Consider the following 22,143-nt stretch of genomic DNA (forward strand, 5'->3'; position numbering starts at 1 on the left):
CGACTGCGGGAAGCCGCCGCCAGACTTGCCGTCACTGAGGAATCCGACGCATAATCCGCTCGTCCTGCCTGGGGGAATTTAGCCGCCCACAAGTGGAGGAGTTTGAGCTGCCCATCGGGGTCCTCAATCTCACGGAATTTCGGTTCCCGACGAGATTACGGACGGGCGCGAAGTTTTTGCCTATTACCTCAGTGCTCTCGTCCTTACTTCAATCTTGACTTCGCTAGACTTCAATGCAGAACGCAAAAGTCTCAAGGCCGCACATGGTGCAGTTTATGATGTTCGTATGCTTTCGGGGGTTGGAATCGAATCTCCCAAAGTGTTGTACACATTCTGGGACATAAAATTCAGGGCGGATGATGTAGCGGAGATTCAACTAAAGTGCCTTATGCTCGTATGGCGTGATGGTGAGCGCCTGCGGATTGAACGGGCTATCACATGTGGGGAAGGGGCGAGCCAACTATCAATCGCTGGTAGCCTTTCGTATGGCATTCGACCGCTGATTTCAGCCAGTAACGATTTCTCCGGCGACGTCTCGGAAAACAGACCGTGGCCACGTGAACATATTCCATACGCTGTTCACTATGTGGAGGTTACGCATCCGGGTGGCGGCGTGCTGAAATGTCAGTGGCCTGAACTACTCCCCGCCGGCAAGAGCAGTGAAATCATTAACTTATCGTTTGACGATAGTGGCTTACCGGTAGCAGCACACATAGACGGCCGCAGACTTTTGAACGGATTGGCCGACTCGCTCCCTGACCGAACTCACATCGACTGATTTCGTCCAGTCCGCGAACATGCACAGGGGCGTTAAGTGAGCATGCACCGAAGACCGAGCGCCGACATCAGGTTTGAGTGAGGGGGATACGACTGCGCAGCTCGGTCTTTCACAGTCACTGAAAGCACTTGCTTCATTACAAGGGCGCGAAGCAACCGGACCTTCTGAGTTCGCCTTCTCGCAAGTCGTGGCCGGCCTCAAAATATTTTTTGCAAACAATCTCGCCTAGCCGAAGCCAGTTTTTCGAGCGCATCCTGCAAATGCAAAATCATGACCACAGTCTCGCGGTATACGTATTGCTGCCCGTGCCGCGGTGCAGCCGCGCGACTGGTCGGACATCAACGGCAGCGGTCGTGGGACAGCCGGTACTGTGGGATAGTCTTGAGACACCGGACAGGGTGGCGAAGTTAGCGCCCTGAGACGAACGGCTGACGGGCGACGCTGGCTCCGAGGGGCATCTCATGATGCTTGAACGTGCCTGAAGGCCCCGCTCAGGATAAGGCGGGGCTCCTCTCCACCAAGGGGCATTCACAAAAACAGAAGATGTTCGCTAGAGAGAATGCTCAAACATTGCAAGGTGAAACAAGGGGGCGGAGTTGGTAGGTCTACGCCGCGAGTCGGTGTTCATAGAAGGGGAGTTGCCGGTCGTCCAGGATTGCGTAGAGCGAGGCAAGGTCCTTTGGGTCGGGATGCAACCAAGCTTCGACGTGCTCCGGCTTGATGGGGATGATGCAACGGTCATGGCCCGCCGCAGCGACTTCCGGAGGCGGTTCGTCGGTGATTGGCGCGAACGACAACAGATTCGGTTGCCCTAGAGCAGTCCAGCGGGACCAGAGGCAAGCTACAAACATCGGCTCACCATCCTCCGGGCGGAACTCAATGACCAGGTTCTCGTCCTTTTCGCCATTGGCCAGTGTCCTCCTTTCTGCCTTCGCCTTGCTCACGTTCTCGTAGAACACGTCAACCATTATGATGCCGTGGGTATGCCCGAAGAGCGGTTTCCAGAATCCACCAAGATTGTCGCGACGCGCGTTATACGTTCCCGGATACTTGACGTCGTAGTTCGCGGGCTTTCCGGCAATGCGGCATTGATAGCGCATCGGCTTGATAACTCGCTCGCCATCTTCGACGACGAGAAGGGGCGCGTAGTAGCCCGGATACGGTATATTTAGAGCGCGTTTCGGCAAGGAACCTCCCGAAGGTGTCAGACCGCCGCCATTGCCACAGGCACGTGGGTCGCCGTCGCATAGGGAAAGCGTGGATGCAGCAACAAACCTATCGAGGATATGTAGTCTGGGGTCATGCTATCGCGCATCAGGAAGGCTTGCTGTCGCCTGACCGATTTGCAGCGAGCGGGACTGTCACTCGCGATAATCGGTTTGTCGAAGCCTCCGGTGTGTTAGGTATTTTCGACACGGAGATAGAGGCACAAGACGTGGGTATCTCATGGGCACTTGCGTGGGTTGACAACCACGGCTGACAAAATTCACACCGATACCTGCATGTGACAAAGAAGGCTCAAAGCACGAAAACGGATGAAAACGAGCCTGTGAGAGACCAATTTGAACTTCGGCGCAAACCAACTGCCGCTGCCGTGCGGGCGTTCGGCCGCAACCGCGCCGACGTCTAGCCCATAGCGTGTGTGGCGATACTCAGAACCCAATATCAGACCTTCGTTGAAGAGGCAAAGTGCTAACCGTACCAAAACTGCTCATTGATGAACCGGCAACACGAGACATATTGGGCGGAGCGCACCAGCGCATTGCTCAGACTATCGCCTCTTTAGTTTTGACTTCCGAAGGTGGCCAGACAATTCGCCTAGATGGTACATGGGGCTCCGGAAAATCTACCGTAGTGCGACTTTTGGTTGACGCACTCGAGCAACATCGGACGTCAAGTCAAGCGAACGACCAGTCCGATGAAGAGATTGCAGTCTTTATGTACGACGCATGGGTGCATTCTGGCGACCCAATGCGCCGCTCTTTCTTTGCGGGGCTCGTATCAAAGATTGGCGTTACCGGTTGGCTATCAGAAGCGACCGGTTCCCATAGTCGCGGATACTGGAAGGACCGACTCGACCGGTTGAGCCGACGCTTCAAAACCACACACAAGAGGTCATCGCCCGTATTCTCGACGACCACAAAACTTGTTCTTTCCGGGCTCATCGGTCTGGGCGTGGTCTCTCCTTTCCTAGCTACCCTCGAAAAGCGACTCGCCGACCACCTTCACACTTTGCCCCTGGTCGCCTTCACGGTTCTGCTCGCAGGTATCGCGTTTGCCGGATTGCACTTGCTATCTGACAAAGCAATGGGTCTCGTCATCCGTCGCTCGTCCGAAGACGAGACCGTAGATGTACGAGAAGAACCAGAACCAACGTCCATCGAATTTCAGGAAGCATTCGGCGAGCTGATGGACGCAGTGCTGTTGCGACCGGGCCGGAAGCTCGTTATCGTTGTCGATAACCTCGACAGAATCGATGCGGCAGAAACAAAATCCGCTTGGACGTTGCTACGCTCGTTCCTCGACAATCCAGAGTTCTCCAAGCGTGCGTGGTTCAGAAAATTGTGGGTAATTGTCCCGGTCGCCGACGAGAACAAGTTGAAAGCGTCGGTAGCGAACGGACATGGAAGCAATACGTCAGACGCTCGTCAGAATGGGCCGTCGTTCTTTGAGAAAGTCTTTCAAATTAGACTATCTCTTCCGCCGCTTATGCTCCATTCGTGGAAGAATTTCCTTCATCAGTCACTGACAAGTGCTTTCGGTGAGGACCTTTCCGGCGAGTATGAAGACATCCTACGACTTTATGAAGACAGCCGCGCTGCACAAGTCACACCGCGAGCGATTGTCTCGTTCGTCAACGATTTGGTCGTTGCCAGATTGGAATGGCAAGACAAGGTCCCTCTCGCCGTACTCGCTGCCTTTATTTTGTACGGCTCGCAATTTCCCGCTGCAGACAATAGCCTGCCGAAAGCAGTAACGAAGATACTTCGGCAGTCTGACCTCGCTGGTCAATTCGCGATGTTGCATCATCGCGCGAACTCACTCAGTGAGGCTTCATACATCACTGTTCTGCCCCAACTTGAAGCTGCATTGGACGCTTCCGACTCGGAAAGAATCAGTCTGCTTGTTCAGAGTAGTCCAGCAACCGAGCACATTCTTGACCGGTTCATACGCGAAGGAATTCCCGAGCTTGCGTCGCAACAGGGGCGACTATTGCAAGCCACTCGAGCGCTAATCCCACTCATTTCATCGTCCGAAAGCGTAGGGAGCGCGGTCAAGCTATCTGCAACGACCGTAGCGCACCTCCGCAGCAACGTCCTTTCTGCGTTTGCAGATAGCCGGTCGCTTCGTCTCAATATTCCCGACCTAAAACTGGGCCTGCAGGCACTCCTTGATTTGTCGCCGAACAGAGTCGAAACCGCTCAATTGATTCTGCACATGCTTCGCGCCATAGTTGTAGTGTCTGCCGACTCGAAAGAATACTTAAACAACGCCGTTGCCAACCAGTTTGATACCTGGTCGTCTAACTTACGAGATTGTTTGACACTGACCGAGGTACGGGAACTCACCAGCAAATCCGACTTCGAGAATATCGTGCTTCCAGTCGACTCTGAATCGTGGTCGCAGCTTTGCGCGCGATACGTAAATTCCGAAGACGAGTGGATTCTTAACCGTTGCACAAGTCGAAGCGGTTGGACGTCAGACCTTGATTGGCTTCGCAGCCAAGCCTCCTCGGGATTCTCAGATGCGGCACTGAGCCTGCTGACACATCATCGCAGGCAGGGACGCGATGATTTCGTCGACGAACTCGGAACTGCAGTTGTTGGTCTCGTGCAAGACGCAAAGACCGACATTGATGCTGTCGTTAAAGGGGCGATTTTTCTATTCCAAGCAGACAGGGTTCGTGCGAGACCATATATCAAGGAAATTTCGAGCACGACATTCCCGATAGCTTTGACGCGATATGCGAATGGCAACGCATTTACAGAGGCTCTCGCGGCAACCATCTATCTTGTAATCTTTTCCAACGATGGCGAATTTGGCTTTAGAGCGTCTAGCGGCCTTACATCTGACGCACAGAAGCAAGGAATGCATGGCCTCAACATTTTCAAGATGTACACAAATGGACAACCTGGGTTGGACAAACCGCGAGCCGAGATTTTCGGTCGCGTGCTACGCCAGATGAACGCGTTTGAGATTCTGGATGTTTGTGCCGAGAAATGGGGGGTCAATAAGTTTGTGATGGAAATCGTTTCGGCACTTGCCGCCGATGTCAATTCCTCACCCAGTTCCTTGAACGGCGACGAACAGCACTCGTGGGAAAGTTGGTTTCGCAACGATTTGCTTCGCCTCGAATTTCAGAAGGCGAACGCTCTATACACGAACAGTCGCGAGACAACCGGTACCGTGGGATAGCCTTGAGACACTGGACGGGGTGGCGAAGTTAACGCCCGAGGCGAACGGCTGAAGGGCGACTCTGGCTCCGAGGGGCATCTCATGATGCGTTGGAACGCGTCTGAAGGCCTCGCCCAGGATAAGGCGGGGCTCAACTTCACAAAGGGGCATACAGAAAAACAAGAGATGTACACTAGAGAGAATGCTCAAGAAAGGAAGGTAAAACGAGGGGTTAGAGGCATTCGTCCGTCTCATGTATCGCCGGCTGAGAGTCACCGTCGCAATAAAATTCGCCGGCACGCCGTGCGGGAGATTTTTCAGCTTCGACAGTTTCCCGTTTGGGATGACGCGCGGTAAGCTTATTCACTAGATACGCAAAACGAGAGCACATGATTCCGTACAGCACCGGGGTGCAGCCGCCGCGTACAGCCGAAGATTTTGAGGACTTCTGCCATACCATTTACAGCGAGGTCTTTGACGACCCTACTACAACGAAGAACGGCCGTTCCGGGCAAAAACAGAACGGCGTCGACATCTTCGCGATGCGCAAGGAGAAGCGCTATGGGGTTCAGTGCAAGCGGAAGACATATGCCTCCTTGACGACCAAAATCGTTGATGAAGAGGTCGCGCTCGCGGACACCGGAAAAGTAAAAATCGAAGAGCTAATTGTTGCGACCACGGCGCCCAACGATGTCGCACTGGTCGAATACGCGGCAAATTTGTCGGACGCTCGGCACGCGGACGGGAAATTCCGCGTTAGCGTGGCCTTTTGGGACACGCTTGAAAACTATATCCGGCGGTTTCCTCGACTTCAGTTCTTGCTCGCTCCGCATATGCCGGGGGGAGCCTTCTGGGAACAACGTCAAGCCTTCGCTGAACAAAAGATTGGCTTCGAAAAGTTGGCGAGTGAAATGCGGACGACGTTGCAATCCGCCGAATCGTTGGCGCGCAGCATTCCGGAGGCCCGAGCAAGCTCGCTCGATAAGGTGATGGATGGGCATCTCGACGGAGTAAAGGCGCAGTTGCTTGCCGGTAAGTTCGATGACGCACTCGCCAATCTCAGCATTCTCGGAAGAGACCTGAGCGTACTCGACATTCATCAACGCGCCCGTTGGCATACGCAGCGTGCTCTCTGTTACTGGCAGAAGGATGACTTCGCCGCAGCCGCCGAAGAATTCGCGGCCGCCTATCGCCTCACGCCAGATGACGAGAAGATTGCCGGCAACGCTATCCGAGGCAAGCTGCTCCTCGGAGATTACCCGGCCGCTCTATCTCTCGGTGACGAACTACGTCGACGGTTTCCTGCGTCGGAAGGGGTGTTCACCGCGTGGGCGCAAGCGAGTGATAGAAGCGGCCTAACGCCGGATTGGAAGGCGGTGCCGCTTGAAATGCGAGAGTCTGCGGACGTCTTACACGTTTTCGCTTGGCTTGCGGTTCTTGCCGGCAACTTTTCGGAAGCAGGTCGGATGGCTGCTGCCGCCCAGCAAAAGGGAGACAGAAGTTTTGAAGTCAACTCGCTACGGCTGCTAGCGACGGTAAACGAGGCAACACAAGACGGCGTGCTCGCGAGTAACGGCATCATTGCGCCTGCGATTAAAACATCTCTGGCGGAGCAGATTCCTTCTTTCGAGCCAGTCGACAAGGTTTTGTGGAGCAGGCAGAGCGTTCATTCCCTGAGTCAGGCCGTCGGTTGCCTCGGTTATGCGTACATGATGATTGACCGTGCCGATTTGGCGCGTGAAGTCTTGCGTGAAGCTGTGAAACGTTTTCCTGGTGACGGCCAGCTTGGACGGGTTTGCCTTGAGAGTTGCTTCCGAGCTGAGTCAGGTGACGATGCCTTCGATTTCGGCAAAGAAAACATCGCCAATCTCGATAGCGAGGGCCGGCTTATCGTCGCTGAGATGGCTGCACGACGTGGCGATGTGCCAGTTTTCGAAGCGGTTGTACACGCGTTGAATGAAGAGGAGGAAGGTAAGCGTTACTCGGAAGACCTTCAGGCTTTCGGATGGCTCCTTCTTGCTCGACAAGGTAAGACTGCAGAACTGGCTGGCGCTCTCACCGAGGTGACTGCACAAGAATTGAAGTCGACTAGCGCGAAAGTCACAGCGCTTACCATTGCGAAGCAGGAGCAAATGCCTTGGGCTGATTCGGCAATTGACGCCCTATCTAAAGACGTTACACCCGCGGCCTCGACACGCGATGTTGTCATGGCTGCGCAGCTTTTCCTCTTTGCGAATCGATTCGACGATGTCGTCTCGTGCCTCGAAAAGCGTCTACCGACAGGGTATTTCAGCGAGCCCCACCGGTTGCTCTTCAGCGCACTGGTTCAGCGTGGCTCGCGAAAGCGCGCGCTGCAGATGCTCAACTCTTTCCCAGAAGCCGCGCTCGAAGACTCAAGCGTCCGAGAGGACGCAGTGGAGTTGGCCCGTGACGCCGGCGATTGGGAGCGACTGTCCAAACTCGCAGAGCTGCACCTGGCGGCACATCCTCAACGCGTAGACGCGTGGGGATTTAGGGCATCAGTCTTCATCGCCCAAAAGCGCGCCGGCGCTTTGCGCGAATTCCTCGCACAAGATATTCCCCTGATGCTGGAGGGCCCACTTCGGTATCGAACCCAGCTGGCGCGGTTGGAAATCGAATTCGGCGCCCAAGAGCGAGGTTTCAAACGCTTGTATCTTGCTTTCCGGGAGGCACTAACCAGCGCGGAAGCGGCGTCGGCCTACCTCAGCCATATCCTTATGTTGCCACCGGAGAGCGTGCCGACCGAGCCGACGCTGGTCTCTAGCGGTTGCGCGGTCACGCTCACGGATGAGTTTGGTGAAGCGAAGACCGTAGTTGTTGACCCAGACGGGCTTGGTAAGGTCTCGGACACGAGCAATTTTTTCTCGACCACTTCGCCTGTCTTCGAGTCGCTCAACGGAAAGCGTGTCGGTGACGAAATCGTCGTCTCTGATGGAATGGGCGCGCCCCAGCAATTCGTCATCTCCGGCATCACGTCGTCTTACCGCTGGCTGGGGCATCTTGCGCAAGAACTCATTCGAAAATCAGTCGGAAAAAGTGCAAGTCTGAAATCTGTAGACTTGCATAAAACTCCCGATGGTGAGTACGACCTGTCACGCATTTTGGAGATGCTCAAACAACGGAGCGACCGCGTACGCTACGTGTTCGATGCGTATCAGCGTGGTCAGGTCACCGTGGGTATGGTGGCCAAACTTCTAGGAACATCAGCCGCCGTGGTATCTGGAGATTGGCCGCAGAGCGTGGAGGCGAATCTGTATGTCTGCAATGGAACACCCAAGGAGCGCCTGGAGGCTGAGACTCATCTGAAGGCTAAAGACCAGGCCTTGGTAGTTGACCTTGCGACTGTGAACGAATTGTTGGCAGTCGGTCTCGAGAAAGTATTGGCCTACAGTCGCGTCGTATATCTCGCCGCTTCGGCATCAGGCCAACTAGACAACCTTATCTCAGAGGAAGAAGGCAACAAGAGCAGAGCGAATATGGCGGAGCAAGATGGCCGTATCGTCCTGACGGAACTCGACGAGTCCTATCACGAGAAGCGGCGTGCTTATCTCCTTCGCCTGCGCGGGTGCGTGGACAAATATTGCCAAGTCGTTCCCGTCTATGGAGTTGAAGACCCCCCTCCTGACCTTCTAAAGTTCCGCCAATTAATCGACGAAGAATCGTACGATGCGCTCCTCCTTGCTCTTGAGAAGAATGCTCTCTTTCTTACGCTGGACGGTCGTCTTCGGGAGCTGGCCAATATCGTCGGCGCCATCAAAGGAGTTTGGCCGCAAGCATACGTCACTGCCGCAGGCAACGCAGACTTGTGCTCAACCCGAGAGTATTCGCAGTTTGTGTTCACAAGCCTAATCAAGCGTCGGACGCACGTCGCGATAAACGCGATGGATTTCATGTGGCTACTATCGCAGCCCATGGACTTCCAGCACTTTGCGATGCGTGCGTTATTGAAATATATTGCCAACCCGTCCGTAGAGTGGAGAAGCGCTGTACTGTTTGTCGGCGAATCGCTCAATCGCGCGGCATTAGGTGGTGCGACGCTTGCCGCCCTAGGTCGAATTATCGAGACCTTCGTGCCGCTGCTGTTCGCGCGCGGGGACGCAAATCCGACCCTCGTGCATACCTCGCTTGATTGGGGCGTCGTCCAGATTGTGAAAACGGGATTTGAACCCGAGCGTGCGCATCCGATGGAGGCGCCGAAGGTGGCAGAAGAGCAAGCTTTGTGGCAGCGATTTCTTTCCGCGTCGATAGCTAAGGCTCGGCGTCTGGCGATTGAGCGAACAATAGATGAGCTTGCCGCGTGTTCGCTCAACGTTGCCCCCGTGTACTGCTGCGCTCGACCTATGTACAGGTTCAGCGAGTCAACCAACGCAGTCTAGGGCACTTTGACAAGCGCGTCGTCGGCAGCGGGTACGCGCCGTATAAGAGCATCGTCGGGCAGGTGCGAAGCCTCGAAGGTGTCGGGGCTCATCTTGGTGTGCGAGCTGGTCGGCTAACTGTTGGCACCACGCCTCACGGCGGTGAACAGGGCAGCGGCAGCTAGCAACGCTTCCGGCGGGGCTCGCCGGGGCAGCTTGAACTCGGTTCGCAAAATGAGGCGCCAACGTGCGGCGCGCCTCCGGGTGCTTAGCATTCGCACTAAAATCGCATTATTCTGAACGGTCGCATCAGTAAAGAGGCTAAGATTCGACGGATTTAATCAAGCCTCCATTGTTGCCCAACTTGGAGCGGCAAATGAGCCGCGCTGTTACATACTATCGGTGGCGCTAATGAAAGGATTCAAGCAATTCTTGAAAGAGGTTGAGGAGAGGGAGCGAAAACTGTCCGAGCTTTCCCTCGCGCTAGAACATGAGATTTACAAACCAATTCCGGGAACTCGAAACTCGTTTCGCGTGGACCCTGCGAATACCAATACGTTGACGCAACGTCACGCGCACGTGTATGCGAAGCCACACGGCGAGGGAAGGCAGCTTTACTCAGTAAACCTAGACGGCACTGGACACGATGGTTCTTCTGGAATTGCCATCCCCTCAAAGCACGCAGAGCATCTCCGCGGCCTTGGCTTTGCTATTCCTGCAAACTTGACGCTCGAAAGCCTCGACTATGAGACTCTTAGCTTCGACCTCTATGAAATCTGCATTCTTAGCGATGAGGAGTAAGAGGTCTGCTTAGGAAGGACGATAAGACGAACATTTTCACCCGGCAACTCGATGCCGGTTTATGAGGCACGGGCGAATTGGGCGACGCTATTGTGTGACCGCAAGCTCGTTGATTACAGCTTGCACAAGTGACGACCAGACTTGGTATGTTCAGAGAAGAGGCCATATGCAGCTAGGCTGGCCGCACCCATAAAACGACGGATATGCCAGCAAGTCTTAAAGCTTCTCTGCCCGCTTGCCGTTAACGTGTATTCTATTTAAGGAGTGGTCAATGGTTAAGCGTTTGCGGGGAATATTGGTGACCGTATTCGGGATTGCATGTTGTGCGTGTGCTTCGACGGGTTCGGTCGCAGAATGGTCCTCGTATAACTCATCGGCATACGGCATGTTGCTCGCAAACAAGGAGTCGCTTGTCAGGTCAGGTGATTCCGCCCGCGTCTGGGTGGCCCACGGCGCGACGACGCTGAAACCAGGGCAGGCCGTGTACATGAAGGGGCTATACGCCTTCGATTGTCGAGAGCATAAGTACCAGCTCCTTCAGGAGGTCGGCTACGACAGAGGCGGTCAAGCTTCGAGTATTCCTGTCGAGCAAGGCTTCCAGAATGTTGTGCCGGACTCAATGCAGCAAGCAATCGAACAGTTTGCCTGCAAGCCTACAAATGGCTGGTGGACGCCCGTGGTGCGCGTTCCTGAGACGCTTGAAAAACGTATCCAAGCCGCGAATGAGGGCTTCTTTGACTGATTGTTTTCCGACGCGAGAGCACTTCGGGGCCGTCATTGTGAATGCAGTGGCGTGGCGGACTGTCGCGGGCCGGAAATCGCTCTAGGCGATGACCTCGGCAGATTACGGCTTCAATTGCTGTCGCTCTGGCGGGCGAATCGATGTCCTTTAGCCGCGGCGAACAACGGTCAGATTTCGAGACATACCGGCTTGGGGAATGCCATCGTACTCGCATTTTGGCTTGTCGAAGCTCTCAGCCTGGACAACGGTGGCACCTAACTTCGTGCGAAACAAGCAGAAGGTCACCCCTGTAGTTTGTAATTGTCCAGCATGCGATTGTTGGGATGAGAGTTCGCATTCCCGTTGTTGATGAAGGTGCAACAAATGAGGACGTCTACAAACCGGTCGGCTATCGCTCGTCAACTACGCATCGTTTTAACATATTAGTGTCGTGCCACTGCAGAAAGGAAACTGAAGAAAATGACAGCATCGTTCACTTGGTGGGAGAAAACCGTCGAGTACGCGTTCATTCTCCAAACTGAAAAGAAAGTCGACTTCGCGGCGCCGCTTGCCGGTGTCGAGGAACGCGCCGGCGACGGTATCTTCGCAAGCGATTCGAGGTTGGTTCTGATTGAGTTTAAGCGCAGTTACGACACACTGTCATCGGAGCGTGGGAAATTTGCGAACTTTGCGAATGCGGCGGCGACACTCAGCGCTCGTGACGCTCATCATTTCATCGTTTATGGCTATGAAGTACAGAAAAGAGATGACGATAAACCGTGGCTAGGCCTAGCTGCCGAAACCTACTTCTCAGCGAAAGAACCCAAAACGCTCAACGCGATGTTTGACGCAGGGTTGTCGAAGGACAGTTTTAATGCTTATCTGGATGAATTTCTAAGGTTAAAACGTCCTGACGGCCGGAGTAGCGGTACCATCAGCCCGACCGCATACGCTTCGGTCTTCGGAGTATCTAAATCCCAAGGTGTGAAAACAGTTGCGATGGAGGATTACCTGATACACGAACTAAAATATGAGTACACGATGGAGCCGCCCCAAAACGCTCACGAGATTAGGCTGCCGGGGATGGGGGGCAGGTTCTAAATATCTGCGGTCACTGGATACGAGACGATTCCTCGTCGATGACGGTCTCGCCGTCTTTGTTGACACTTCAGTGCAAATCGCCACGCGGAAAGCGTTAGCGCCCGCGTGCTCGCTGACGAATAAGAAATGCTACTTCATCTACCGTCACAATTTACCTTTGGTATGGCGCTGCCAGAGGTGCGTCACGATTTCCTGCACGACCCGCACGATATCAAGGTCGACTCATACCCGTAGAACCTAGAATCGGAAAGGCCGCAATTCAGCAGTTGCGATGGCCCGCTTTTGCTCTCTATGCTCCGACCCAGGCTAGTGAAAGCGATTCCGCCTGCGACAGCACTGTGTCCGTCGCCTCCTCCTGCCGGTCCGGCGGGTATTTGTAGCGTTTGAGCAGGGTTTTGACCATCACACGCAACCTTGCACGCACAGTTTCCCGCTTCGACCAATCGACCGTGACCGAGCCCCGCAGCTTCATGACCAGTTCAACTGCGATTTTCTTGAGCGTGTCATTGCCCAGCTCGCGCACAGCGGCTTCGTTGGTCGCCAGAGCATCATAAAACGCCATTTCATCGGGGCTTAGACCCAGCTCCATACCGCGCTGAGCCTCAGCTTGGAACGTCTTCGCCATCACAATCAGTTCCTCGATGACCTGGGCGGTCTCCACGGCACGATTGCGGTAACGCGTCAGGCTCTGTTGCAATAGTTCCGAGAATTTCGCGCTCTGCACGACGTTGGTCTTAAAACGCGACTTGATTTGGTCTCTTAGCAGGCGCTCCAGCAGCTCGACGGCTAGGTTGCGTTGCTGCATGTGGCGCACATCCTCGAGAAAGCCATCGGAGAGTATGCTGATGTCGGGACGCTTCAGTCCCGCCGCAGAGAAGATGTCGATGACCTGGTCGCTGACCACGGCTCTGCTGATGATTTGCCGCAGCGCATGTTCTTTCTGCTCGTCGGTTAGCGCCTTGTCAGCGCCGTCATGCTTGATAAGCGCGGCCTTCACGGCCTGCAGGAAGGCTAGCTCGTCGCGATAGGCAAGCGCACCGTCAAGCGTGCAGCACAACGCGAACGCTTTGCTCGCGGCAAGCACGGTGTCGGCAAAGCGTTTCTTGCCGTCGCCTTGACCGAGTACATGGTTTGCCACGTCTGGCAGTAGTTGCCATGCCTGGGTGCAAAACGCCGTGTAATCGACGCCGTGCAGCATGTCGTGCAGAACGTCCATCTTCTCGGCTAGGATAGCCAAGGCTTCGTGCGCGTCGATGGTCGGTCTGCCGCGTCCGTGGGCCTGTGTGTAAGTCGCGAGTGCCGATTTCAGCTCGTTCGCAATGCCGATGTAATCAACCACCAGGCCACCAGGTTTGTCTTTGAATACCCGGTTCACGCGCGCGATGGCCTGCATCAGGTTGTGACCGCGCATCGGCTTGTCGATGTAAATCGTGTGCATGCACGGCGCATCGAAGCCGGTCAGCCACATGTCGCGGACGATGACAAGCTTGAACGGGTCGTCTGGGTCTTTGAAGCGCTTTTCGAGGTCGTCGCGTACCTTCTTCGCGTAGATGTGCGGCTTAAGCATCGTCTTGTCGGACGCCGAACCGGTCATCACTATCTTGATGGCACCCTGTGTCGGGTCGTCGCTATGCCATTCCGGGCGAAGCTGGATAATCGCGTTGTACAGATGCACGCAAATGTCGCGGCTCATCGCGACAATCATTGCCTTGCCGTCCATGACGGACTGGCGGTTCTCGAAGTGGCTGACGATGTCGGCAGCAATTTTCTGGATACGCGGCGGGGCACCAACGATTTTCTCCAGCGCAGCCCATCGACGCAGCGTCGCGACCCTGGTCTCGTCGCTTTCTTCGTCCTCGGTAAGTTCGTCCACCTCGTCATCGAGTGCGTCAGCGTCTTCCTCCTTCAGCTGTAGTCTGGCGAGACGGCTCTCGTAGTAGATGGGCACCGTAGCGCCATCCTTCACCGCCTGCTCGATGTCGTAGATATGGACGTAGTCGCCGAACACGGCGCGAGTGTCGCGGTCATCGAGCGATACCGGCGTGCCGGTGAATGCGACAAAGGTGGCTTCTGGCAGCGCATCGCGAAGATACTGTGCGTACCCATAGCGGACACTCATGCTTTCGCTTCTGCCGTCCGTATTCGGAAGGCGGGCGTCGAAGCCGTACTGGCTGCGGTGGGCCTCGTCGCAGATAACTACAATATTGCGGCGGTCAGAAAGCACGGGAAACGTGTCTTCGTCCGCGCCGGGGGTGAACTTCTGGATGGTCGTGAAGATGATGCCGCCGGACGGGCGATTTGCTAATAGGCGGCGCAGTTTAGGTCGAGTGTCCGCCTGTACCGGGGTTTCGCGCAACAGTTCTTTCGCCCCCGCAAACACTCCGAATAGCTGGTTGTCGAGGTCATTGCGGTCTGTCACGACCACGAGCGTCGGGTTACCCATGTCTTCGTGGGCCATCAGCGCACCAGCCAGACAGGTCATCTCAATGCTCTTGCCTGCGCCCTGCGTATGCCAGACGACACCGCCTTTGCGCGAGCCGCCGGGGGCTGAGGCTTGCAGCACGCTTTGCACGACCGCACGGACGGCGTGGAACTGATGGTAAGCGGCAACCTTCTTGCACAGTTGACCGTCGTCCTCGAACAGAATGAAGTGATGCAGGTACTCGAGCAGGTAGTCGCGCCGAAACAAGCCGCGCGTCAGAGTTTCCAGCTCATGCATTGCGCCGAGTGGGTCGGTCTCATGGCCGTCGATGGTGCGCCATGCCAGGAAGCGTTCTTTGTTCGACGTAAGGGAGCCCGTGCGGGCGGTGGTGCCGTCCGAGATGACCTCAAGCGCGTTGGCGTTGAACAGGTCGGGGATGTCTTGATGGTAAGCCTGAAGCTGGTTCCAGGCGGCCCAGATGTCGGCGTTCTTTTCGCCGGGGTTCTTCAGCTCGACTACGACAATCGGCAGGCCGTTGAGATACAGGACGACATCGGGGCGACGAACCTGCTTCGGCCCCTGGATGGCGAGCTGGTTGACCGCGAGCCAGTCGTTCGCGGCGATGTCAGTGAAATCGACTAGGCGCACGCGGTCGCCGCGTGTTTCGCCGTTTTTCTGAAACTCGACCGGAACGCCGTCCACGAGCCATCGGGAGAGCCGGCGATTGGCGTTAACGAGGCCGGGGATGTTCGGAGTCAGCACATGACGCAGCGCGTCGTCGCGTGCGACGGACGGAATGTGCGGGTTCAGCTTCGCGATGGCGGCGGCCAGGCGGTGGCGCAGCATCACGTCGCGATAGGTGTCACGTTCGGTACCTGGCGTCTTGGCATCCGGGGGAGAGATATCCGCGCCACGCGCGGCCTGCCAGCCGAGGGCGGCCAGCCATTCAAGCATTGCCTGTTCGACTGCGTCCTCGGTTATGCCGCTCATGCTAACGCCTCGTTGAGTTGGGCCTCCGCTTCTGGGAGGCGAAGTTTACCGGATATCAAGCGTGGAAGAAGCGCGTCACGCAGTTCGGCAAGCGTTTTCGCCTGATTGTCGTTTAACGAAATCCGGGCCTGTATATTGGCAAACTCGGCATTGATAGCAATGGCGATACGCTCGTCAGGAGGCGAGACCAGTGAAAACTGCTTCAGTCGCGATAGCTCTACACGTTGACGACCACTCGTACCCGTCATCGCCTGAATAGCAAACTGCCGGAATGGCTCGTACCTAGCCAGCAGATACGCACAGTATGTTGGGAACTTCGGCCCTGAGCGCAATACGATGAATTCAGTTGAGCCCCAGCCAATTTCACCTTCCCCAAGAAAATCAACAAATGCCGCTTTGCCGTTTTCTAAGCACGGGGTGATTTTTGCGAGCAGGGCATCTCCATTCATGAACTTGCAACCTGAGCCGAATGGCCGTGTTCCCACGCGCTCTAATGGACAATGTCCGACAGTCGGCGTGTTTGCCATTTCCAAATAAACGGCGTCTGTTCCTTTGACCAGCGAGCGAGTTGGATTCAATTCGAACGCATCGCCCAAAGTTGTGGTACTCCATCCCTTGGGAATTGCACCCAATGCCGAATCCTCGAACGAATCGGGAAATAACGCTGCCGTTCCCGCATCCATACCGTCGGGCTCGCGGCCCTCTGCTTTCGCACGCACCGGGTCGAAGTCGATGAGCCAGCTTTTGAACAGGACCTGGGCGATAGATTCGAGCGTAGCGTTAGTCTGCCGCAGGAGGTCGATGCGGTCGTCGAGAGCTCCGAGCACCGAGCCAATTTCCCGCTGCACGTCAATGAGAGGAGTCGGAATCTTCAACGATTCCAGAACGGGGATGCGAACATTACTTACCGTCGACCCCGTTCCTTCATTCCAGCCTATCTCGTGCTGTACTTGAGGAGATTGGAGGGCGTACAGCAAATAGCGGCCATCGACCACATCCGGGTTTGGTCGCAAAAGTACTTGTCGCTGTCCAACACAACATTCGAGCCCCTCGGGAATCATGCAAACTTCTCCCATCGGGGCTTCTCGGGTGAAAATTATGTCACCCTCAGTTGGCTTCGCACGTCGAATTCGATGTTCAAAATGCTCGGCATCAGTGAATGACGGTGACGACAAATCTAGTCGCCCGCCCTTGATATTCTGGTTTCGAATGACGAGATATCCTGAATCTGTCCATACAGGTGTACTGTGCGGACAGTCAGCGATGAGGCTACACAAATCTCGAAGTGGGCGTACGTCAGACGGCATATCCGACGCTCCCCAGCTTATCCCGAATTACCGCATCCAACTCCGCCGCCTTCGCCATTTGCTCAGCAAGCTGCGACGTCAGGAATTCCATCTTGTCGCCGAACGCCTCGTCGTCATCCTCGGTTTCTTCCGCACCGACATAGCGGCCAGGCGTGAGCACGTGCCCATGCTCAGCAATCTCGGCCAGTTTCACCGCGCAGCAAAAGCCCGGCACGTTGACATAGGGCTCATCGGCGCCATCCTCACCATCGGCACGCCAACGATGCACGGTCGCGGCAATCTTCGCGACGTCCTCGTCGTCGAAAACCCGCACTACTCGCGATTCCATGCGTCCCAACTTGCGTGCGTCGATGAACAGCACTTCGCCTCGCCGGTCACGAACCGGCTTCGCACCAGCAATCGGGGCACCACTCTTGTCTTTGGCTAAGAACCAGAGGCACGCCGGAATCTGAGTGTTCAGGAACAGTTGCGGCGGCAATGCAACCATCACATCAACGACATCGGCCTCAACCATGGCACGCCGAATGTTGCCTTCGCCGCTCTGGTTGCTGCTCATACTGCCGTTGGCTAGCACCACCCCCGCCTGACCGCGCGGACTCAGGTGGTGCATGATGTGCTGGAGCCACGCGTAGTTCGCGTTACCAGCGGGAGGCGTGCCGTGCGCCCAGCGCCGGTCATCTGCGAGACGCTCACCGCCCCAGTCGCTGATGTTGAACGGCGGGTTCGCCAGTACATAGTCGGCACGCAAGTCCGGATGCTGGTCACGGTGAAACGTATCGGCAGGCTCTTTGCCCAAGTCCGCCGCGAAGCCGCGAATCGCTAGGTTCATGGCAACCAGGCGCCACGTGGTCGGATTGGCTTCCTGGCCGTAAATGCTGATGTCGTCGGCGCGTCCGCCATGTGACTCAATGAACTTCTCGCTCTGCACGAACATGCCGCCCGAGCCGCAACATGGGTCATAGACCCGCCCCTGATGGGGTGCCAGCACCTCGACCAGGACGCGAACCACCGAGGCGGGCGTGTAGAACTGCCCGCCCTTCTTACCTTCGGCGGTGGCGAACTGACCTAGGAAGTATTCGTACACCTCGCCTAGCAAATCTTTCGCGCGGTGGCCTTCGCCGAAGCCTATCTTCGAAATCAGGTCCACCAGCTCGCCGAGCTTGCCCGGTTCGAGTTGCGTGCGGCCGAAACGTTTGTCGAGAATGCTTTTGAGGCGTGGATTATCAGCCTCGATGGCTTCGAGCGCGGCGTCAATCCGCACGCCAATGTCGGCCTGTTTTGCCTGCGCGCGTAGTGTTTCCCAGCGTGCTACCGCAGGCACCCAGAAGACATTTGCCATCGTGTAATAGTCGCGCTCTTCTAGCGCCTCGACATGGTCTGCAGCATCGGGCAGATACAGCTCGTCATTCTCGTCGGCAAATGCAGTAGAGAGTTGCGCACGCCGCTCGTCGAATGCATCCGAAATGTATTTAAGGAAAATCAGGCCGAGGACCAGATGCTTGTATTCTGCGGCGTCCATGGAAGCGCGTAGCTTGTCGGCTGCGGCCCAGAGCGTCTTTTTCAGGTCTTGGTTCATTGTGATGCCGAGTATCGGTGCGAAGTCAGGATGATACCGGGCCTGTCTCGAAACCGGCCTCATGTGTCGGCGCGGAATAGTCGCTGGCTGGAAGGGCATCTTTGATATCACCGCCCCCGGCGGAGAGTCCAACAAGCTTGAAAATTCCGGCAGCATTGCCTACGTTGGTAAACCCAAGCCGGTGCAATGCCGGCACGCAGTACCGCGAATGCGCCTTTTTGTCGCTTTGACCGCCCGCTAGGTCAGGCCCCCATTTTATGAGAGGGTACGGTGGGGGCAGGCGATGAAACTGGTCTGGCTGCGAGCGAATTCTTCGACATGGGGTGTCGGTCGCCTAACCCTTCGAATCCTGTCCCTGATTAAAGGAAGGCAGCGTCACTTTCTCCACGCCCATGGCACAGAGGCAGGCAATCAGGAAGGCCGCCGAGAATCGCTTACGATTGATTTTGCGGTTTACCTGGTCGGGCGACTCGTAGACGCCCAGCTTCTCGAGCATTCGCGAAAGCTGTTTGTAACGGATGCCGCGCCGCTGCATCTCTTCCTCTATCAGACCCTTCGCTTCTTCTTCCCACTGCCCGTGCGGCTCAGCTGGCAGCCGGCCACGCTCATGCGGCAGTCCTTCCATCGTTCCCCCTCGACCTTGTTTGAGCTTCTGCCTTTCTGGCGCCGGGATTCTCTCACGGGTATTTTCGGTCGTATACGACCGACGATAAGTGCCCCGCCCTACACGTCCTCAGCAAGCCAATTTTTTGCGAGGACAGAATGCTAACAACAACTTTACAAACCGGTGTGCCGGCCCGACGGGCCGCCATTGCACGCTGGTCGACCGGCCAGAAGTGCAGCCGGATGCAGACTACGGACGGAGGCGCGAAATGAGAAGCGCACCGTTTTACGGCGTCCGTAGTCGGCGGAGTGCTGCCAACCCGGGCGTCCGACTCACTGCCCGTACGTATGGCAAAGCCCGCATCGGTACCTACGCCGAAAAGGCCGCCGGCCACATCACGGTCGACTCTGACGCGGAGCGCATCGTAGCGCATCTGCTGTCCATCGACCCACGCGTGCGCTCTTTCAGGCAGCAACCGTTCACCGTCGACCTGGTCTTGGAGCGGCTGCTGTTCACGCGTGAGGAACTGTCAGAAGCTCGCAAAGCGCGCGGTGGTCGTGCAGGCGAGGCGGAGTACACACCCGACTTCGCCACTGTTCAGGCCGATGGCCTGCAGCGCGCATACGAGGTCAAGCTCGAAGGATTCGAGGGTGATGGTCGGTACTGGGCCAAGGTTGAGCGGGCTCGGGACATCATGGAAGCGTACTGTCATCCGCTATCCACGGTGGTCGTTCCCGCCGATGAACGGCACCCGGTCCTCGTCAACGCGCAACTGCTGAAGCCGGGGATATTGCGTGCGCGCGAATACGTGACACCGGACATCATCGACCGGGTCGCGAGCTATTGTGAATCGGGCCCGGTACTGCAGCGCGCGCTGTGCACCGACCTCCAGATTCCGACGGGCCTGATTCCTCCACTATTGGCGACCGGCGTGCTGCAGGCGGACCTCGCGCATCAGCACATCTGCTCGACTCTGCAACTGTCGGCCGCATATGGTGACCTGAGCCACCTCTGCCTGATTGAGGAGCTGCAGCCATGATGTCCGACCTGCGTACCGGAGACAAGCTGGCGCCCCCCGGTAAGCCGGACAGCTACTTCGAGGTGCTCGATAGTCGTTTGCATGCCGGCTCAATCCAAATCTTCGACGCAGAGAAATGTGAGTCCCGGTATGTTGATGAGTCACGCATACGAGTCGCGATTTCGGACGGTAGCCTGGTCCTGCATCGAAAAGGGATGCCGCGCGTCAGCATCGCCGCTCAATACGACAACACTGCACTGCACGACCAGGTCCGTGTGCTGAACTATGCTCTGCGGCGGATTGACGAAATCCGCGAACAACGGGGCATTTCGTTTGACGCAGCCATTCCTCTCGCCCGCGACGCCTACGGAAAAGAGCGAGTGGGGCAGCTACTGGTCCGTCCGTTTCCCTCGCGCGCGACCCTGTACCGGGCTCACAGGAATCAACGGCTCGGTCTTCCGGTCCTCAGAGGTGACAGGAATAAAGGCAATTCGACCGCCAGGTATTCAAAGGAGCTTTTCGAATTCGTCGATGACGTCATCGAGAGCGAATACCTGGTCACCGAATCGAAGTGGACCATTCTCGACACGACGAAATATATCGACCGTGAGGCTCGACGTCGCGGACTGCATGTGGCGAAGCACACTATTAGCCGCAAGTTTGTATGCGCGAGGATTCGTCACCTGACCGCTGATGCCGAATACGACCGGATGGACCCGCTCGACCGAGTCGCGGGCAAGTCATACGCGAAAAAGCGAATTCGGGCGGCGCTCCCATTCGCCCGAATCGAGCAGGACGCCCTGCACCTGCCATTCGTCGTGCGCACAGCCGATGGCACTGCCCGGACCGTCTATCTGGTACTGGCCATTGATGTCTGTACCGGATATCCCGTGGGATGGCATCTCGTCATCGGTTCGCCACGGGAGATGGATTCTCTGTTGTGCCTCGAAATGTATTTGACGCCCGCCAAGGGAGCCCGTTTCGCGGAGCTTGGCATTCTTCACGCGCTGAACATTTTTGGCACGCCCGCACAAGTGATTTTTGATAACGGCCCGGAGACAAAGGGAGGACGAATCTTCCGCCTCGAGCGGCTAGGAATGGACGTCAAGCACTGCAAAGCAAAAGAAGCTCAAGGCAAGCCATTCATCGAACGTCTGAACAGGTCGCTCAAGGAGGCACTTCAGCGTCTCCCGGGATGCACGCGCTTCGAGGGAAAGGATGGCGTGCGCGACCCGGAGGCGCTGGGCGACGAGTTGATGACCGTCGAAGCACTCGAGAAGTGGATTGTCAGGTGGCTCTATGAGGACTGGGTCAACAGCCCGCTCGAGCGGCTACGTTGGGACGAACTGCTGGTCGACTCGGTCAAGGGCAAGACGCCGCATGAACGCCTGACTTACCAGACCGAAGAAATGGGACAACCCATCACCATGCCGCCGCCGCGTCATGAATGGATGGCGGCACTCTTCGAGCACGAGGTGTGCACGTTGAACGCCCATACGGGTATCACCCTTAAACATGGATTCAGGTACAAGGGCGAAGCCATTTCGTACCTGCTGGCCAAGTATGGCGACCATGCGGAACTTCATGTGGTCTACAACCCTGACGATTTCCGCCAGGCGTATGTGTACGAGGGAAGTGACCTTCCGCTCGTCACGTTAACGCACGAACACGTGCGACCGGACACACCGGCCTGGACCTTCGCGGAAGCTAAGGCCCGAATCGATACAGGCATGAAAAACTGGACGGCTCCGGACGCGAAAGTCCAATTCGAGCGCGACATGGACGAGGCGGTCACCGGAAACGGAAAAGCCAGCAAGCGCAAGACCCGCGGTAAGCGCGAAGAAGACAAAGAAACGGTGCGTCGCGCCAGAGATGGCCTGGCAATTCAGCGCGCCATCGACCGGCCGCTTTCGGCGGCAGCGCCGTTCGCGCCCGCACCTTCACCTAATCCGTCGGTGCCGACGGTAGACATTGAGCCCGACGTCATCTCATACGACGACGCGCCCGTATGGAACATCGTGGATAGAAACACTGGAGAAAGCCTGCTGTGACAC

Annotated in this window: 12 protein-coding genes and 1 pseudogene; 8 read left to right on the plus strand and 5 right to left on the minus strand. The window is 56.5% G+C overall.

What is annotated here, in order from left to right; genetic code table 11:
• Window positions 1-1,383: 1,383 nt before the first annotated feature.
• A pseudogene (locus L5014_RS32995) lies at window positions 1,384-1,938 on the minus strand (SOS response-associated peptidase family protein); the annotation flags it as partial.
• Between the two features lie 101 nt (window positions 1,939-2,039).
• On the opposite strand from L5014_RS32995, the gene L5014_RS33000 reads away from it, so the two are divergent.
• From L5014_RS33000 to L5014_RS33025, 6 genes are all read left to right on the plus strand, one after another.
• Window positions 2,040-2,258, plus strand: coding sequence for a hypothetical protein (locus L5014_RS33000; RefSeq protein ID WP_238467987.1), 219 nt, complete (start codon window positions 2,040-2,042; stop codon window positions 2,256-2,258).
• A gap of 209 nt (window positions 2,259-2,467) precedes the next feature.
• Complete coding sequence (locus tag L5014_RS33005; RefSeq protein WP_238467988.1) at window positions 2,468-5,194, plus strand: P-loop NTPase fold protein; 2,727 nt, start codon at window positions 2,468-2,470, stop codon at window positions 5,192-5,194.
• 368 nt (window positions 5,195-5,562) lie between these two features.
• Window positions 5,563-9,570, plus strand: a complete 4,008-nt coding sequence (locus tag L5014_RS33010; protein WP_238467989.1) for a PIN domain-containing protein — start codon at window positions 5,563-5,565, stop codon at window positions 9,568-9,570.
• A 390-nt stretch (window positions 9,571-9,960) separates the two neighbouring features.
• Window positions 9,961-10,350 (plus strand): hypothetical protein, encoded by a 390-nt coding sequence (locus tag L5014_RS33015; RefSeq protein ID WP_238467990.1) that lies wholly within the window; start codon window positions 9,961-9,963, stop codon window positions 10,348-10,350.
• Window positions 10,351-10,621: 271 nt separating this feature from the next.
• The gene (locus L5014_RS33020; protein WP_338019370.1) at window positions 10,622-11,092 is read left to right on the plus strand and encodes a surface-adhesin E family protein; all 471 of its coding nucleotides are present in this window, start codon (window positions 10,622-10,624) and stop codon (window positions 11,090-11,092) included.
• Window positions 11,093-11,551: 459 nt separating this feature from the next.
• On the plus strand, window positions 11,552-12,172 hold the full coding sequence (locus tag L5014_RS33025; RefSeq protein ID WP_238467992.1) for a hypothetical protein: 621 nt from the start codon (window positions 11,552-11,554) through the stop codon (window positions 12,170-12,172).
• 289 nt (window positions 12,173-12,461) lie between these two features.
• Here the strand turns inward: L5014_RS33025 and L5014_RS33030 are convergent, their stop codons facing one another.
• From L5014_RS33030 to L5014_RS33045, 4 genes are all read right to left on the minus strand, one after another.
• Window positions 12,462-15,584: a type I restriction endonuclease subunit R gene (locus tag L5014_RS33030; protein WP_238467993.1), complete on the minus strand. Its 3,123-nt coding sequence runs from the start codon at window positions 15,582-15,584 to the stop codon at window positions 12,462-12,464.
• On the minus strand, window positions 15,581-16,891 hold the full coding sequence (locus tag L5014_RS33035; protein WP_238467994.1) for a restriction endonuclease subunit S: 1,311 nt from the start codon (window positions 16,889-16,891) through the stop codon (window positions 15,581-15,583). Before L5014_RS33035 ends, L5014_RS33030 begins: the two co-directional genes overlap by 4 nt.
• Entirely contained in the window at window positions 16,881-18,467 is a 1,587-nt protein-coding gene (locus L5014_RS33040) for a type I restriction-modification system subunit M (protein ID WP_238467995.1), read from the minus strand. The genes L5014_RS33035 and L5014_RS33040 overlap by 11 nt, the downstream gene beginning before the upstream one ends.
• A 334-nt stretch (window positions 18,468-18,801) precedes the next feature.
• A complete protein-coding gene (locus L5014_RS33045) occupies window positions 18,802-19,092 on the minus strand; it encodes a DUF6471 domain-containing protein (protein ID WP_238467996.1) in 291 nt (96 codons plus the stop codon).
• Between the two features lie 247 nt (window positions 19,093-19,339).
• Between L5014_RS33045 and L5014_RS33050 the strand changes: the two genes are divergently transcribed.
• Window positions 19,340-20,110: a hypothetical protein gene (locus tag L5014_RS33050; protein WP_238467997.1), complete on the plus strand. Its 771-nt coding sequence runs from the start codon at window positions 19,340-19,342 to the stop codon at window positions 20,108-20,110.
• Window positions 20,107-22,140 (plus strand): transposase, encoded by a 2,034-nt coding sequence (locus L5014_RS33055; RefSeq protein WP_238467998.1) that lies wholly within the window; start codon window positions 20,107-20,109, stop codon window positions 22,138-22,140. Before L5014_RS33050 ends, L5014_RS33055 begins: the two co-directional genes overlap by 4 nt.
• The last annotated feature ends 3 nt before the right edge of the window (window positions 22,141-22,143 follow it).

Source organism: Paraburkholderia tagetis (assembly GCF_022213065.1).
GTDB lineage: Bacteria > Pseudomonadota > Gammaproteobacteria > Burkholderiales > Burkholderiaceae > Paraburkholderia > Paraburkholderia tagetis.